Raw genomic sequence first — 16,297 nt, forward strand, 5'->3', positions numbered from 1 at the left:
TAATATCTGCGCGTATAATTCTTTGTCTCTCATGGCTTCTACGGTAACCTACCCACTTGATTTGGTGAAGAGCCAAATAAATAATCGAACTATTGATAAAATAATTAAGGGGTCCCTCATGCGCCACAAGCTTTTTGCCGTTTTGATGCCGGTAATCGTTTCTGTTTTCCTCGTCGGTTGCCAGTCCACACCCAGCAAGGAAGGTTCCGGACAGGTCGTCGGTGGTCTGCTCGGTGGTGTACTGGGCTCCCAGATCGGCAAAGGCAAGGGCCGCACCGCTGCCATTATTGCCGGTACCCTCGCTGGCGCCTATTTCGGTGGCAAGGTTGGCAAGAGCATGGACGAAACCGATCGCCAGAAGGCCTACGACTCCCTCGAATATAACCAGACCAACCAGCCGGCCAGCTGGGAGAACCCGGATTCGGGCAATGCCTACACGGTCACGCCAACCAGGACCTATAGTTCGGATAGCCGGCCTTGCCGGGACTACACCACCGAGGTGGTCATTGATGGTCGTCGTGAAACCGCGACCGGTACGGCCTGCCGTGAAAACGGTACCTGGCGTGTCATTAACTAGCTTATAAGGAAAAACCAGGCAGGCCAGTCGGTCAGTAATCCGGCTGGCCTCTTTTTTAATCATGTCCAATAAGCCGTTTGCCGAATCCTGTGAACAGAACAAGCAGGTCATCCTCGACGTTCTTGAACGGGAGCTCGCTGACGCCCGGCATGTGCTCGAGATCGGCAGCGGCACGGGCCAGCATGCGGTTTTCTTCGCCCGCCACCTTCCCCACCTGATCTGGCAAAGCAGTGACCGTCGTGAAAACCTGCCTGGTATCCGGGCCTGGCTCGACGAGGACGGTCTCGCTAATACCCCGGCGGCCATTGAGCTGGATGTTCTGGCCCGCGACTGGCCGGCATCGTCGGTCGATGCTGTCTTCAGTGCCAATGCCGTGCACATCATGAGCTGGGCCGCGGTCGAGGCTATGTTCAACGGTATTGGCAGGGTGCTGGAAGAAAACGGTCGCGTCTGTCTGTACGGGCCGTTTAATTATGCCGGTCGCTATGCCAGTGAGAGCAACGCCCGTTTTGATGCGTGGTTAAAGGCGCGCGACCCGCAAAGCGGCATCCGCGATTTTGCTGCCGTCGATGAACTGGCCCGCAACATTGGCCTGCGTCTGCTCGGTGACCATGCCATGCCCGCCAATAACCGCATCCTGGTCTGGCAACGGCTTTCAGTCGAGCCTTAATACCTTGCGCAGCCACTGCGCGATGTCATCGATCTCTTCGGGCAGTATCCCGTGCGGCATGCCGTAACTGTGCCACTCGACCGCGTAGCCAAGTCCGGTGAGCAAATCCCGTGACTCCTCGGCAAGGCTATGCGGGATGATTTCATCCTGTCGGCCATGGGCCATAAAGATCGGCGTCTGCTGGTTCGCCGCGTGACGTTCGGCCTCGAGTGTTTCCGCCAACGGCACATAGCCGGATAATGCCATCAAGCCGCCCAGTCTCGCCGGGTAACGCAGGCCGGTATGCAGAATTATCGCCGCGCCCTGCGAAAACCCCGCCAGGAGAATCCGCTCCGCCGGGATACCCGCCGCGATCTCGGCCTCTATCAAGGCCTCGATCTGGCGCTGCGAGACCCTTATCCCTTCAGCATCCTGCTGCGCGCCGATATCGGTCTTCGCGACGTCATACCAGCCACGCATGACGTAACCAGCATTTATTGTGATCGCTCGCATTGGGGCATGCGGGAAGACAAAGCGTATCTTTGCAGATTCCGGCAAGGCCAGTTCCGGCACGATGGGTTCAAAATCATGGCCATCCGCCCCCAGGCCATGTAACCAGATCACTACGGCATCGGCCTTTTCAGCCGGATTGATTATTATTGTTTCGAGTTGTTCGTTCATTGTTTTTGCACACACAGGGAAACTTATAAAGGTAAGCAGGAACAGAATTAACCTGGCCGTTTTCATATAATGAATTGTAATATCCCACTGCTGTCCCGTTAATTCCCTCTCCCTTCGGGAGAGGGTTAGGGTGAGGGGATTTAGATTCGATAACACATTGTTTTATTTACTCCCTCATCCTGGCCTTCTCCCGGAGGGAGAAGGGATAACACCGGTTAGAAGGGGATGAAATTTCATGTGTTCATGCGCATCAGTCAACCTGTTTACCTTATTTATCCGAAGCTTACCGCTTGTCAGGCTTATGTTAACGGGACAGCAGTGATAATATCCTTAAGATCATTCACCGCAAAGTACGCGAAGTGTCGCCAAGAAAATCAAGAATCTAAATAGACAGGATTTACTCGTGCCGGGTTTACAGCCTGTTAATCCTGTAAATCCTGTAAAATGGTTTTTAAAAAACGGCCAGTCCTCACAGGATTGGGACCCGTATATTAAGATTCAGGTTTTCTTAGCGTAAGTTTGCGTACCTGGCGGTTTAAGGCTTAATAAAAAAGGCCGCACGAGGCGGCCTTTTTTACAGCTAAAGCAAAATCGTTTAGCGGATTTGAGCTTCTTCCGAAGCGCTCTCACCCTTGTTGTCGACCCAACTGATCTTGATGGTGTCACCCTTGTTGCCACCCTTGAACTTGAATGACAGGTAAGGGTTCTTTGAGATCGCCGGACCCCACAGGGCCGTCAGCACGTTGTTGCCGTTGTGCTCACAGTTCACTTCCTGAATGAAGTGCGCCGGGATCTTCTCGCCGGTCTTCTTGTTTTTCTGCAGACCGGTGTGCATTGGATGACTCATCAGGGCCTTGACCGTGACTGAGTCCTGCTTTGCAGTGGCGCGGATTTTAATAGACATAATAATTTCCTCTCTGAATTCCTGTTTGCCTTAGTTAGCCGCCGCAGCCGCCGATGGTCACCTTGACGTCTTTGCTGGCGCTGTAGACCTTGCCACCGGCCTTGACGACAGCGATGACCTGCGAGGTCTTGCCCATCTTGATGCGGGTGGAGACAAAGCCTTCTGCACTGCTGCCGAGATCAAAGCTGGCACACAGCGGTGAGGCGTTGGCAGCGGCCAGAATCGAGATGCTCTCGATACCTGGATGACCGGCGGTGACGCTGACCGGTACGACGGCACCGTTTTCGGCGATGTCCGGGGCCTTGATCTTGATATCCGAGCTGGCCGCGGCGGCGGTGGTGCCGAACAGGGTGCTCATGGCGCTATCCACGCCCTTGGCTTCAAAGGCGGCCTTTGGCCAGGCGGCCAGGACGCTTTGCGGGGTGAGCAGGCCTGCGCCCACTGCTATAGCAACAGCGCTACCGGCCATGCTGCCTTTTAAAAATGTACGACGTGATTGAATCATCGTTTTAACTCCCAAGTAAAAAAATTAGCTCTCGAACATAACTATCGCAATTCGCGTACCAACTTTCGGACTTCTATAGAAATCAGCGAGATAAGTATTGCTACAGCGACTTACCTGGCAATTATATAACGTTGCGGATTGCAATATGCAACTATCGCATTGCAAATTCAGGTTTTATCGCTGCCTGACTCGTCTGCTGCCGCTGCCCGGTATTGCTGCAGGCGCCGCCACAGGGTCGACTTGTTGATGCCGAGCGCGACGGCGGTTTTCTCGCGATTCCCGCCAAATTTCTCCAGTAATTTGAGGATGTAGCGACGTTCCAGCTCCTCGAGACTCGGGTTATCGCTATCAATCACCTCGCCACGGCGCAGGGACGGCAGGCTCTCGACATGCAGGACCGGGCCGTCGGCCAGTGCCACATGGCGTTCAACCAGGTTGCGTAACTCACGCACGTTGCCGGGCCAGTCATACTCGCATAACTGTTGCACCGAGGCGGCATCAAAACCTTTTACGTCGCGTTGAAAGTGGCGGGCAAAGTGGTCTGCAAAATGCTGCAGCAGCTCGGGTATGTCATCACGCCGTTCCCGCAATGCGGGCAGGCGTATCTTCACGACATTGAGACGATGATAGAGGTCATGACGAAAACGCTTCCTGGCCACCATCTCTTCGAGGTCGCGGTTGGTCGCGACCACAAAACGCACATTGATATGAATCGGCTTTATGCCGCCGACACGCTGCAAGGTCTGCTCCTGCACCACGCGCATGAGTTTGGTCTGCATGGCGTCGGAAATATTGCATATCTCATCAAGGAACACCGTACCGCCTGTCGCCAGCTCGAGCATGCCTGGTTTGCTTTGTGTTGCCCCGGTAAAGGCGCCCTTCTCATGACCGAACAATTCCGATTCGAGCAAGGTGTCGGAAAGCGATCCGCAGTCAATCACTATAAAGGGCTTTTCTGCATCACGGCTCTGGTAATGAATGGCACGCGCAGCCAGCTCCTTGCCACAACCAGACTCACCCTCGATGATGACATTGCAGCGAATGTCAGCGATCTTTTCGATCATGGCGTATACATCATGCATAACCTGACTGTGGCCGATCATGCCATAGCGATTTTTTTCGTCCTTGAGCTGGCGCTTGAGTAACAGGTTTTCCTGTTCCAGGTGATGGTGCTGTAATGTCTTGTCGATAAGCACAAACAGCTCGTCCATGTCATAGGGCTTCTTGATGAAATCGGTTGCCCCCAGGCGCATGGCATCAATCGCATTATCCACGGTTGAAAACGCGGTGATAATAATTACCGGTATATCGGTGTTCTGCGCCTTGACCTCTGCCAACACTTCCATGCCGGTCATGCCCGGCATGCGCAAATCCGTAATGATCAGATCGGCACCGTGTTCGTTAAAATATTCTATGGCAAAGTGCGGGTTCTGGAAGACCTCGCAGCGGTACGGTCCACCCTCCATGAAACGCTGCATGAGTTCGCCGGCACGTATATCGTCATCGATAAAAAGTATCAATGGTCTTTCTTCTCTTTCAGCCAAGCTCCACCTCGTTATGCTTGATCGGCAAATGCATTGTTGCGGTTACACCCCGGTTATTGTTATTCACAATCTCAAGGCTGCCGCCATGCTGCTCCATAATACCCAGGCTGATCGACAGACCAAGACCGTTCCCATCACCTACTGTTTTACGTGAAAAGAACGGGTCAAAAACATTCTCCAGGTCTTCTTCGGCAATGCCTCCGCCCTCGTCTTTTACACTAATCATGCACTCATCTGCATAGCTGTCGGCAGTGACGGCAACCCGGCTCCCGGCGGCACTGGCCTGAATGGCATTCAGAAGCAGGTTAATCAACACCTGCTGTAACTGGGCACGGTCACCATTTATATCAAAGTCTGTTTCACACTCTATATGCAGGCTCATCTGCTGCGCGCGGGCCTCTTGCTGCACAAGGAAAACGGTATTTTCCAGCCAGCCCCGAATCCCGAAACAGGTAAACTGCGGTGGCACCTGGCGGGCAAAATTCAGCACCCCTCTGACGATTTCCGAGGCGCGCAATGTTTCGTCACGCAGGGATTCAATATCCTGCTGCAATTGCGGGTCTTGCGTCTTGTTACCCCGTTCCAGTAATTTGCTGATGGTGAGGATGTTATTTAGCGGGTTATTCAGTTCATGACCGATACCGGCGGCCATCTGGCCTATGCTGGCCAGCTTCGCCTGTTGCAACATAACGTGCTGGGCATGATCGCGCTCGGCACCTGCCTGTTCAAGTGTGTCGGCCATGTAATTAAACGATTCCGCCAGCTGCTGCACCTCATCGCTGCCCGTCTGCTGACTTCGTGCGCGGGTATCACCGTTGGCATAATCCTTCAATGTTTCCGCCAGTCGTGTAATTGGTCTCGCGATCCTCCCCGCCGTTATCCCCGCCAGCCAAAGGCCCATTAACACACCGAACAGGGCCAGCCCGCCAATGGCGAGACGAAAACGATCAAACGGCGCGGTAATCGCCTCCCTGTCAATACGCAGGGCGACTACCCAGTGCACCAGCAGGTTTGGATAGGGCAGGTATTCAAGGTAATAGATTTCTTCCTTGCCATTATTTGTTTCAATGGTGCCGTAGGGGAACTCCTGTACCGCATCGTATAGCTTGCCCGCGAACAGGTCCTGCAGGCGGCGCTGTTGTGATTTTACATCGACAAACTGTACCTCCGACGCATCGTCATAGAGGATAACGCCATTGCGTCCGCGGTCTTCCGGGTTTATCTCCGCGATTAGTAGCTGACCACCTTTGGGCCGCGGTGCCAGGTCAAGGATGCGATCAATCTGGGCACCCACGATGTTCACCACCACATAACCGAGAAACCTGCCCTGCCGTGCGATCGGCATGATGTAATCGAGCATGGGCAAACTGCCATCGTCTTCCTGTTCAAGGCGCGACTGCGTTAACAGGGTGACCCCGATCTCGTTATTGGGCAGTTCATACAACCGCTCCATGTACTCCTCATCATCGATTTCCTCCTCTGCGAATGGAAAACTCTCGATACCATCAAACACCGCCGGGCTCCGCTGGCCGTAGCGAACCTTGACCATGGTATTGGCCTGCGCGTCGAGGATTCGCAGGGTATGCAATGAAGGCACAATTTGCTGGAAGGTCTCAAGAAAGCTGTTGATCTGCTCGGTGAGCAGGAAAAACTCGTCATGCAGGCGGCCTTCGTTGGCTGCCCGCATGACCGGCAGGTATTGCTCGAAAACCGGCGCATTCACCAGGGCGCGAAAGGTCTCGCGCTCATAAACAAGGCGGCGGTCTATCTCGGCTATGATGGTATTCAGGCTGCCATTCAGCTCGGCCTCGATCTGCTGGCGATAACGCTGCTCACTGTAATAGGTCGCGGCGAACACGATTAGAATCATCGGCACGAGAATAGCGAGGGCGACGCGCAGGAATATGTGGGTCCGTAACTGCAAACTGCACCTTTAATTATCTAAACCGGGGCCTTGTCACTGCCCTGCTTAACCATGCTGACACTAATGCGAAACGCGTGCCAGCGTGCGCCGGGCCCGCCGTTTGGTATACTCTCGCTCCAGTAACTCTCTATATGGTATCGCGTTATGAAGAACAAAAGACTGAGCCGCCTCATTTTTGTCCTGTTGCTAAGCCTGCCGCTGCTGAGCGCCTGTGGCCAGAAGGGCGATCTGTACCTGCCAGCCAGCCACCATACATCAGCCGACCGGCCCTGAGCGCCCCATGACTGACTTTTTTGCCTATGCAAACGGGGTTTTGCATGCCGAGTCCGTTGCCCTCGAGCAGATTGCCGCCCAGCATGGAACGCCGACCTATGTCTATTCACGAGCCGCGATCGAGACCCAGTGGCGTGCCTTTGACCGTGCCTTTGACGACCGCGAGCACCTGCTCTGCTACGCGGTCAAGGCTAATTCGAATCTCGCCGTGCTGAATATCCTCGCCCGGCTCGGTTCCGGCTTCGATATCGTTTCGGTCGGCGAGCTCGAGCGCGTCCTCGCTGCGGGGGGTGAGGCCAGCCGCATCGTGTTTTCCGGTGTCGGCAAGCGCCCGGACGAGATCAGTCGCGCCCTCGAGGTCGGCATTCGCTGCTTCAACGTCGAATCCGAGGCCGAACTGGAGCGGATTAACGAAGTCGCCGGCCAGCTCGGCAAGTCCGCCCCGATCTCGCTGCGCGTCAACCCGGACATCGATGCCGGCACGCATCCGTATATCTCCACCGGCCTGAAGGAAAACAAGTTCGGCATACCGATCGAAAAGGCCGCGGATGCCTATGCCCATGCCGCCGGACTCGAGCACCTCGATATCCACGGCATCGACTGCCATATCGGCTCGCAACTGACCGAGCTGTCACCATTCGCCGATGCCCTGGCCCGGATTCTGACGCTGATCGACACACTGGCTGAAAAGGGTATCAACCTGCGGCACATCGATATCGGCGGTGGCCTGGGCATTCGCTATGCCACGGAGCAGCCACCGAGTGCGGACGACTATGCCGACACCATTAAAGCTATCCTCGGCGACCGCCCGCAGACCCTCATCATCGAACCAGGCCGCGCGATTGTCGGCAACGCCGGTGTCCTGCTGACCCGGGTGGAATTCCTCAAGCACGGTGACGAACACAACTTCGCCATTGTCGATGCGGCCATGAATGACCTGATGCGCCCGGCCCTGTACAGCGCCTGGCAGGCGATTGATGCCGTCTCGCCACGGCCGGCACCGATGGCGCAGATGTATGACATCGTCGGCCCGGTCTGCGAAACCGCTGACTTTCTTGGCAAGCAGCGCCTGCTCGCCCTGCAGCAGGGTGACCTGCTGGCCGTGCGTTCTTCCGGGGCCTACGGCTTCAGCATGAGTTCGAATTACAACTCGCGGCCACGTGCGGCCGAGGTCATGGTCGATGGCGACAAGGTCCACGTCATCCGTGAGCGTGAAACTATCGCCGACCTCACCAGGGGTGAACATTTGTTACCGGAATAAGTTCAAAACCTGTGTAGACAGGATTAACCAGATATTTTATATGTCTCGTTAACCGAGGTTTTTAATCTCGTTAATCCTGTAAATCCTGTCCATTAGATTTTTTGTTTTTAAAATCCAGCGGGGTCGGAGTCGCTCTCTACAGGTGCTTCTGACCTGGTCACCAGCGTTGCGGTTCGTTGTCCCACCAATCATCACGCCCGCGCGACTCCGACCCCTTATCCCTGGTTATCCCTAAGGGAGAGGGGACAAAATACCTATCTAATACTGTAAATAAGGTCCATTAACCGCTACCCTTGGCGCCATGCTCCTTAACTTCAGCAAAATGCACGGCCTTGGTAACGACTTCGTTGTCATTGATGCCATCAACCAGTCTGTGTCCCTTGACGCGGCACTGGTGCGCCGTCTTGCTGATCGCCGTCGCGGCATTGGCTGTGACCAGCTGCTGATCGTGGAGCCACCCCGAGAGGTTGGGAGCGAATTTTATTACCGCATCTACAATGCCGATGGCAGTGAGGTAGAGCAGTGCGGCAACGGCGCGCGCTGTTTTGCCCGCTTCGTGCGCGACAAGGGCCTCAGCCACAACGACTCTATTGTGGTCGACACGGCCACTGGCCGTATCACCCTGCAGATCGAGGCCAGCGGCGAGGTCACGGTCAACATGGGCCAACCGCGTTTTGCCCCGGCAGATCTTCCATTACGACGTGACTCGACCGAACCGGAGTACAGTCTGAACATTGATGGCAAACCCGTCCGTTTCGGCGCGGTTTCCATGGGCAACCCCCACGCCGTGTTACTGGTGGATGATGTTGCCACTGCGCCGGTGGCCGAGCTTGGCCCGCGCCTCGAATCCCACCCTGACTTTCCGAACCGTGTGAATGTCGGCTTTGCCGAGGTGATCGACCGCGAACAGATCCGGCTGCGCGTCTACGAACGTGGTGCCGGCGAGACCGAGGCCTGCGGCACCGGTGCCTGCGCCGCCATGGTTGTAGCTCGTCAACAGGGGCTGGTTGATGATAAGGTTAGGGTGCACTTGCGCGGCGGAACGCTGCAAATCAGTTGGGCGGGCGATGACAACCCTGTCTGGATGACCGGCCCCGCCACCCACGTATTTGATGGCCAGATTGAATTATGAGTCCACACCAGGAAAAAGACCTGAATATTGACGGTGTCGCCGAAAAAGACGTTGTCGAATTTTTGCTCAAGCACCCGCGTTTTTTCGAAACGAATATCGACCTGCTTGCCGAGTTACGCCTGCCGCACCCGAGTGGCAACGCCGTTTCCCTGATCGAACGCCAGGTCAATATCCTGCGCGACAATAATCAGGGCCTGGAAAAGAAACTCAATAACCTCATCCAGATCGCCCGCGATAACGACAAGCTCAATGCCCGCATCCAGAAGATGGCCCTGGCCCTGATGGAAACCGCTTCGCTGGACGAGGTCTTCTACGCCGTACAGGACAGCCTGCGCAGCGAGTTCATGGCCGACAGCGTGACCTTGCGCCTGTTCGGCGCCGCCACGCCATCCGGCAAGTCGGCCAGCGGGGTCGATGATGTCGCCTTCATCACGCGTGATGACACCCTTGAAGAGTTATTCAGCAAGTTCTTCCGCCAGAACAAGCCACTCTGCGGGCCGTTGAACGCGGCCCAGGCCGGATTCCTGTTCGCCGATGCCGCCGCCGATATCGGCTCGGCCGCACTCGTGCCGATCTGCGACAACGAATGTTTTGGCCTGCTCGCCATCGGCAGTTATGACAAACAGCGCTTCAGCCCGGCCATAGGCACGGTATTTTTAACCTACATCGGCGAGATGGTCGGTCGCACCCTGCGGCCGCACCTGTAAGCCGGGTTTCAGGCATGCCAGACACGAAAACAGACTGGCTGACAAGGTTTTTTTCCCACCTCGAACACGAACGCCGTCTTTCGCCACAAACGCTTACCCATTACCGGCGAGACCTGAAACGCATTTGCGCATTTTGCGATACGCGCCATATCCAGCACTGGCAACAGCTGGACATCCACCAGGTGCGTGCCCTTGTCGCGCAACTGCATCGTGAGGGCCTGCACGGCCGCAGTATCGCGCGACTGTTATCCTCGTTAAGAAGCCTGTTCCGTTACCTGTTACGCGAGGAACTGGTCACGCATAACCCGGCCGAGGGCGTCAGCGCGCCGAAGGTTACCCGCAGCCTGCCCAAGGTGCTTGATGCCGACCAGGTAAACCGCCTGCTCGACATCAAGGGTGAGGACTCACTATCAATCCGTGACCGGGCCATCATGGAACTACTCTATTCTTCCGGCCTGCGCCTGTCAGAACTCGTCGGCCTCGATCTGCCCGATGTTGATTATGCCGATGCGCTGGTGCGCGTGACCGGCAAGGGCAGCAAGACCCGTATCCTGCCGGTCGGTCGCCTTGCCATCCAGGCCCTCCAGGCCTGGCTCGGCGCACGCGAGGGCCTGGCCCGGCGCGATGAAACGGCCCTGTTCGTCAACCGCAACGGCACGCGCCTGTCTGGCCGCGGCATCGAACAGCGCATGCACCAGTGGGGTCTGAAACAGGGACTGGATGCCCGCGTCCATCCGCACCGCCTGCGGCACTCCTTTGCCAGCCACCTGCTCGAATCAAGCGGCGATCTGCGTGCGGTGCAGGAATTGCTCGGCCACGCCGATATCGCGACTACCCAGATCTACACCCATCTCGACTTCCAGCACCTCGCCCAGGTCTATGATGCTGCCCACCCGCGAGCCAGGCGCAAGCGCCCCTGAACCAGACAGGATTTACCGGATAAAAATGCGGCTCGGAGGCAAAGATAACATCATGTAAATCCTGTTAATCCTGTCCATTTAAAAAAACCGATGACACACTGAATCCCTGCCTGCGTTGGGATGATAAAAAACCCAGAACTCGTCCGCGGGTTACTACCTGATTAGCTTGAAAAAACTCATTCCGACCCCCATCTCGTGTACAATCGACGACCCCTTTTTGTAATTCTGTAAGGAATACCGTTTTGAAACAGTTTGATGGCACAACGATTCTCTCTGTGCGCCGCCACGGCAAGGTGGCCGTCGGCGGCGACGGGCAGGTCTCTATGGGCGACACGGTCATGAAGGGCAACGCACGCAAGGTGCGCCGGCTCTATAATGACCAGGTCATTGCCGGTTTTGCCGGCGGTACGGCCGATGCCTTCACCCTGTTCGAACGCTTCGAGGCCGAGCTGGAAAAATACTCCGGCAACCTGACCCGTGCGGCCGTCGAGCTGGCCAAGCAATGGCGTACTGATAACATGCTGCGCCGCCTCGAGGCCCTGCTTATCGTCGCCGACAAGGAAACCTCGCTGATCATCTCGGGTAACGGGGATGTTATCGAGCCGGAAAACGATATCATGGCCATTGGCTCCGGCGGACCTTTTGCGCAGGCCGCCGCCCGCGCCCTGCTCCTGAACACCGAGTTCGAGCCGCGCGAGGTCGTCGAGAAAGGCCTGAATATCGCTGCCGAGATCTGCGTGTACACGAACAACAACCTGACCATTGAAGAGCTGAGCAACGAGACCAAATAAGCCGCGTTGCCAATTGCACTATGCCTGATACTACCCAATCCATGACCCCGCGCGAGATCGTGCAGGAACTCGACAAGCACATCATCGGCCAGGCCGGCGCCAAGCGCGCCGTCGCCATTGCCCTGCGCAACCGCTGGCGCCGCATGCAGGTTGATGACAGCCTGCGCAACGAGATCACGCCGAAGAACATCCTCATGATCGGTCCGACCGGGGTCGGCAAGACCGAGATCGCGCGCCGTCTCGCCAAGCTGGCGAACGCGCCGTTTATGAAGGTGGAGGCAACGAAATTCACCGAGGTCGGCTATGTTGGGCGCGATGTAGAGTCCATCATCCGCGATCTTGCCGACATCGCCGTCAAAATGCTGCGCGAGCAGGAGATGCACAAGGTTCGTCACCGCGCCGAGGATGCTGCCGAGGAGAAGATCCTCGACCTGTTACTGCCTGCACCACGCGGCATTGATGAAGCCGAAAAAGACAGCAACGAGACCCGCCAGAAATTCCGCAAGATGCTCCGCGAAGGCAGGCTCGATGACAAGGAGGTCGAGGTCGAAACCAGTTCGACGAATGTCGGCGTTGAGATCATGGCCCCGCCCGGCATGGAGGAAATGACCTCGCAACTGCAGGACATGTTCCAGAACATGGGCAGCCAGCGCACCAGGACCAGGAAGCTGGCCGTGCGCGACGCCTTCAAAATCCTCATCGAGGAAGAAGCCGCCCGCCTGGTCGATGAAGAGAACCTGAAAGTCCGTGCCATGGAGGCGGTTGAGCAAAACGGCATTGTCTTCCTCGACGAGATGGACAAGATTGCCAAGCGCGGCGGCGGCAACAGCAGCCCGGATGTCTCGCGCGAGGGGGTACAGCGCGACCTCCTGCCGCTGGTCGAGGGCAGCACCGTGTCTACCAAGTACGGCATGGTCAAGACCGACCACATCCTGTTCATTGCCTCCGGCGCCTTCCACCTGACCAAGCCTTCCGACCTGATCCCGGAGTTGCAGGGCCGCCTGCCCATCCGGGTCGAACTCGATTCGCTCGGTACCGCAGAGTTCATCCGCATCCTCACTGAGCCGGACGCCTCCCTGACCGAACAGTACATCGCCCTGCTGCACACCGAAGGGGTCTCGCTGTCCTTCACCGAAGACGGCATTGCCCGCATTGCCGAAATGGCCTGCCAGGTTAATGAAACCACTGAGAACATCGGTGCCCGACGCCTGCACACGGTCATGGAACGGCTGCTGGAGAGCGTCTCCTTCGAGGCCTCCGACAAGAGCGGCGAAAGCATCACCATTGACGGCAATTATGTCACCGAACACCTTGGCGAACTCGCCGGTGACGAGGACATGAGTCGTTATATACTATAAATACACTCTCGGGGTGAATGCAGTCGCCCGGGGCCAACGAGGTAAGCACGATGTCAAAAAAACCCATACCCACAGAGATTAAACTGAACAAGAAGGCGCGCATGCTCGAGCTGACCTTCGACGACGGCAAGCACTTTGAACTGAGTTGCGAGTTCCTGCGCGTGCATTCGCCCTCCGCCGAGGTGCAGGGTCATGGCCCCGGTGAGGGCGTGCTGCAGTTTGGCAAGGAAGGCGTCAATATCGATGCCATCGAACCGGTTGGCAGTTACGCCGTGCTGCTGCGCTTCGATGATGGCCACGATACCGGGATTTATGCCTGGGAGACACTGTATAATTACGGCATGAACCGTGACGCCATGTGGGAAGACTACCTGCAACGTCTGCAGGCAGGCGGCCACAAACGACGCGACCTGGCGAAAGACCTGAGCAATATCTGATTCGGGACGTTTCATCAGTCAACAATAACAAGGGCATGACATGAGTAACGAGCAACAGGAGTCAACCACGCACTTCGGTTTCGAAACCGTCAGCCGCAAGGACAAGCAGGACCGCGTTCGTGGCGTGTTCGACTCGGTTGCCAGTCGTTACGACATCATGAATGACATGATGTCGTTTGGTGTCCACCGTCTCTGGAAACGCTTTACGGTCGAAGTCAGCGCATTGCGCCCGGGCCAGCAGGTGCTCGACCTGGCCGGCGGCACCGGCGACCTGACCGCCCTGATGGCCAAACGCGTCGGCCAGACCGGCCGGGTCGTGATCAGTGACATCAATGGCAGCATGCTCGGCGTTGGCCGGGAACGCCTTGTCGATAAAGGCATTGTCGGTAACGTCGAGTACGTGCAAGCCAATGCCGAGGTGCTGCCCTTTCCCGACAATTATTTTGATTGCGTCACTATCGGTTTCGGCCTGCGCAACGTCACCGACAAGGACAAGGCCCTGCGCGCCATGTTCCGCGTCCTCAAGCCCGGCGGCAAGCTGCTGATCCTCGAGTTTTCAAAGCCCACCATGCCCTTGTTATCCAGGGCCTATGATCTGTATTCCTTCAAGCTGTTGCCTATCATGGGCAAGGTCATCGCCGATGACCCTGACAGTTACCGTTACCTCGCCGAATCCATCCGCATGCATCCCGACCAGGAAACCTTGCTCGGCATGATGCAGGACGCCGGCTTCGAACGTTGCGACTACTACAACCTCACCGGTGGCGTGGTCGCCCTGCACAAGGGTTATAAACTGTGAGAGCCCCGGTGCCGCTGGTGTCGGCACTTGATGCAGCACTGAACCGGGTGCTGCAACTCGACCCGCATGCCGCCGAACGCGTCCGCGCCCTCGAAGGCAAGCTGCTCGCACTGCATATCCGCGGCCCCAATATGACGCTCTACCTGTTACCCGTCGATGGCCGCCTGCAGGTGCATGCCTTTGCCGAAGGTCATATTGATACGACCATCTCCGCTACCCCGCTTGGGCTGGCCCGCCTCGCTCTGGCAACCGATAGCAGTGATGCAATGTTCAAGGGCGAGGTAAAAATCGTCGGCGATGTGGCCTTCGGCCAGGCCGTAAAGGACCTGCTCGGCAATATCGATATCGACTGGGAAGAACTGCTCTCCAACGTGATTGGTGATATCGCCGCCCACCAGGTCGGCCGCGGGGTACGCGGGCTGAAGAACTGGGGACAGCATGCCGCAGCCAGTCTGCAACAGGACCTGGCTGAACTGCTGCAACAGGAAATGCGCGTGCTGCCGCAACGTGTTGACATCGAACAGTTCCTTGACGATGTTGATGCCTTGCGCGCGGACGTCGAACGTTTTGAACTGCGTCTGTCTCGTTACGAGCAACGTATAAACAATAATAACGCTTGAGCGACGACTGATCATGTTCGGACCGAGACAACTGCTACGCCTGGCGCATATCAATTTTGTCCTGACCCGCCACGGGCTCGACGAACTGATCTTTGCCACCCACCTGCTGCGGCCGTTACGCTTCCTGTATATCTTTGCGCCGTGGACCTGGTTCCGGCGTATTACCGCTTCACGTGGCGAACGCATCCGCCGCACGCTTGAAGACCTCGGCCCCATTTTCGTCAAGTTCGGCCAGATCCTCTCGACCCGTCGCGACCTGCTACCCGACGACATTGCCGACGAACTCGCCAGCCTCCAGGACAAGGTACCGCCCTTCCCTGGCGCCGAGGCACGCCGGATCATCGAGCAGGCCCTCGGCGAGAGTACCGACATCCTGTTTACCGAGTTCGATGAAACCCCACTGGCCTCCGCATCCATCGCCCAGGTACACACCGCGACCCTGCCCGATGACCGGCGCGTCATCGTCAAGGTGCTGCGCCCGGGCATAGAGAAGATTATCCGCCGCGACATGTCGATTCTGCATACGCTGGCGCGGCTGGCCGAACGTTACTGGGCCGATGGTCGTCGCCTGCGCCCCCGCGAGGTCGTCACTGATTACGAACATACCATCCTTGATGAACTTGACCTGATGCGCGAAGCGGCCAACGCCTCGCAACTGCGGCGTAACTTCATTGGCTCGAACAAGCTCTATGTGCCTGAAATCTACTGGCCAATGGTGCGGCGTAACGTCATGGTGATGGAGCGTATCCATGGCACCGTGATTAGTAACATTGCCGGCTTGCGCGAAAAGGGCATTAACCTGAAGCAGCTTTCAGAGCGTGGTGTTGAGATCTTTTTTACCCAGGTCTTCCGGCATAACTTCTTTCACGCCGATATGCATCCGGGCAATATCTTTGTCGATGACAGCGGGCTTTATATCGCCGTCGACTTCGGCATCATGGGTACCCTGAACGCGGACGATCAACGCTACCTGGCGGAAAACTTCCTCGCCTTCTTCAACCGCGATTACGCCCGCGTTGCTGAACTGCACGTCCAGTCCGGCTGGATCCCGCGCACTACCCGGCTGGATGAGTTCGAGGCGGCGATCCGTTCTGTGTGTGAACCGATCTTCGAGCGGCCATTAAAAGAGATTTCCTTCGGTAACCTGTTGCTGCGCCTGTTCCAGACCGCGCGTCGCTTTGACATGCCGATTCAGCCGCAACTGGTATTGTTGCA

Annotated in this window: 18 protein-coding genes; 13 read left to right on the plus strand and 5 right to left on the minus strand. The window is 56.9% G+C overall.

All coding sequences use genetic code 11. The features are described from left to right. The first annotated feature begins 118 nt into the window (after nt 1-118). Nucleotides 119-577 carry an RT0821/Lpp0805 family surface protein gene (locus tag RQ738_RS10510; protein WP_409929545.1) on the plus strand — a complete coding sequence of 153 codons (459 nt, stop codon included), beginning with the start codon at nt 119-121 and terminating at the stop codon, nt 575-577. A gap of 61 nt (nt 578-638) precedes the next feature. Next, the gene (locus RQ738_RS10515; protein ID WP_314165128.1) at nt 639-1,247 is read left to right on the plus strand and encodes a DUF938 domain-containing protein; all 609 of its coding nucleotides are present in this window, start codon (nt 639-641) and stop codon (nt 1,245-1,247) included. Here RQ738_RS10515 and RQ738_RS10520 read toward each other — a convergent pair. The 5 genes from RQ738_RS10520 to RQ738_RS10540 all read right to left on the minus strand — a co-directional run bounded on the left by RQ738_RS10520 (nt 1,233) and on the right by RQ738_RS10540 (nt 6,784). After that, a complete protein-coding gene (locus RQ738_RS10520) occupies nt 1,233-1,907 on the minus strand; it encodes a carboxylesterase (protein ID WP_314165129.1) in 675 nt (224 codons plus the stop codon). The two genes, RQ738_RS10515 and RQ738_RS10520, sit on opposite strands and share 15 nt — an antisense overlap. A 595-nt stretch (nt 1,908-2,502) precedes the next feature. Next, on the minus strand, nt 2,503-2,814 hold the full coding sequence (gene soxZ / locus RQ738_RS10525; protein WP_314163216.1) for a thiosulfate oxidation carrier complex protein SoxZ: 312 nt from the start codon (nt 2,812-2,814) through the stop codon (nt 2,503-2,505). A 31-nt stretch (nt 2,815-2,845) separates the two neighbouring features. Then, nucleotides 2,846-3,316, minus strand: a complete 471-nt coding sequence (soxY, locus tag RQ738_RS10530; RefSeq protein ID WP_314165131.1) for a thiosulfate oxidation carrier protein SoxY — start codon at nt 3,314-3,316, stop codon at nt 2,846-2,848. Between the two features lie 167 nt (nt 3,317-3,483). Further along, entirely contained in the window at nt 3,484-4,860 is a 1,377-nt protein-coding gene (locus tag RQ738_RS10535; RefSeq protein ID WP_314165132.1) for a sigma-54 dependent transcriptional regulator, read from the minus strand. Then, nucleotides 4,853-6,784: a sensor histidine kinase gene (locus RQ738_RS10540; RefSeq protein ID WP_314165134.1), complete on the minus strand. Its 1,932-nt coding sequence runs from the start codon at nt 6,782-6,784 to the stop codon at nt 4,853-4,855. The genes RQ738_RS10535 and RQ738_RS10540 overlap by 8 nt, the downstream gene beginning before the upstream one ends. Nucleotides 6,785-6,928: 144 nt before the next feature. On the opposite strand from RQ738_RS10540, the gene lptM reads away from it, so the two are divergent. The 11 genes from lptM to ubiB form a co-directional block, all read left to right on the plus strand. Beyond that, on the plus strand, nt 6,929-7,057 hold the full coding sequence (lptM, locus tag RQ738_RS10545) for an LPS translocon maturation chaperone LptM (protein WP_314165135.1): 129 nt from the start codon (nt 6,929-6,931) through the stop codon (nt 7,055-7,057). 7 nt (nt 7,058-7,064) lie between these two features. Beyond that, nucleotides 7,065-8,318 carry a diaminopimelate decarboxylase gene (gene lysA / locus RQ738_RS10550; RefSeq protein ID WP_314165136.1) on the plus strand — a complete coding sequence of 418 codons (1,254 nt, stop codon included), beginning with the start codon at nt 7,065-7,067 and terminating at the stop codon, nt 8,316-8,318. 301 nt (nt 8,319-8,619) lie between these two features. After that, nucleotides 8,620-9,450, plus strand: a complete 831-nt coding sequence (dapF, locus tag RQ738_RS10555) for a diaminopimelate epimerase (protein ID WP_314165137.1) — start codon at nt 8,620-8,622, stop codon at nt 9,448-9,450. Further along, on the plus strand, nt 9,447-10,157 hold the full coding sequence (locus RQ738_RS10560; protein WP_314165138.1) for a DUF484 family protein: 711 nt from the start codon (nt 9,447-9,449) through the stop codon (nt 10,155-10,157). The genes dapF and RQ738_RS10560 overlap by 4 nt, the downstream gene beginning before the upstream one ends. Nucleotides 10,158-10,171: 14 nt before the next feature. Continuing rightward, nucleotides 10,172-11,077 (plus strand): tyrosine recombinase XerC, encoded by a 906-nt coding sequence (xerC, locus tag RQ738_RS10565; protein ID WP_314165140.1) that lies wholly within the window; start codon nt 10,172-10,174, stop codon nt 11,075-11,077. 242 nt (nt 11,078-11,319) lie between these two features. Beyond that, nucleotides 11,320-11,868 carry an ATP-dependent protease subunit HslV gene (gene hslV, locus RQ738_RS10570; RefSeq protein ID WP_314165141.1) on the plus strand — a complete coding sequence of 183 codons (549 nt, stop codon included), beginning with the start codon at nt 11,320-11,322 and terminating at the stop codon, nt 11,866-11,868. A gap of 20 nt (nt 11,869-11,888) precedes the next feature. After that, entirely contained in the window at nt 11,889-13,226 is a 1,338-nt protein-coding gene (hslU, locus tag RQ738_RS10575) for an ATP-dependent protease ATPase subunit HslU (RefSeq protein ID WP_314165142.1), read from the plus strand. A 50-nt stretch (nt 13,227-13,276) separates the two neighbouring features. Next, complete coding sequence (locus RQ738_RS10580) at nt 13,277-13,663, plus strand: DUF971 domain-containing protein (RefSeq protein ID WP_314165143.1); 387 nt, start codon at nt 13,277-13,279, stop codon at nt 13,661-13,663. A 40-nt stretch (nt 13,664-13,703) separates the two neighbouring features. Beyond that, a complete protein-coding gene (ubiE, locus tag RQ738_RS10585; protein ID WP_314165144.1) occupies nt 13,704-14,462 on the plus strand; it encodes a bifunctional demethylmenaquinone methyltransferase/2-methoxy-6-polyprenyl-1,4-benzoquinol methylase UbiE in 759 nt (252 codons plus the stop codon). After that, the gene (locus RQ738_RS10590) at nt 14,459-15,082 is read left to right on the plus strand and encodes an SCP2 domain-containing protein (RefSeq protein WP_314165145.1); all 624 of its coding nucleotides are present in this window, start codon (nt 14,459-14,461) and stop codon (nt 15,080-15,082) included. Before ubiE ends, RQ738_RS10590 begins: the two co-directional genes overlap by 4 nt. Nucleotides 15,083-15,095: 13 nt before the next feature. Then, nucleotides 15,096-16,297: 2-polyprenylphenol 6-hydroxylase (ubiB, locus tag RQ738_RS10595; protein ID WP_314165146.1), on the plus strand; the 1,202-nt coding region annotated here is incomplete at its 3' end.

The organism is Sulfuriflexus sp., from assembly GCF_032250955.1.
Classification (GTDB): domain Bacteria; phylum Pseudomonadota; class Gammaproteobacteria; order AKS1; family AKS1; genus Sulfuriflexus.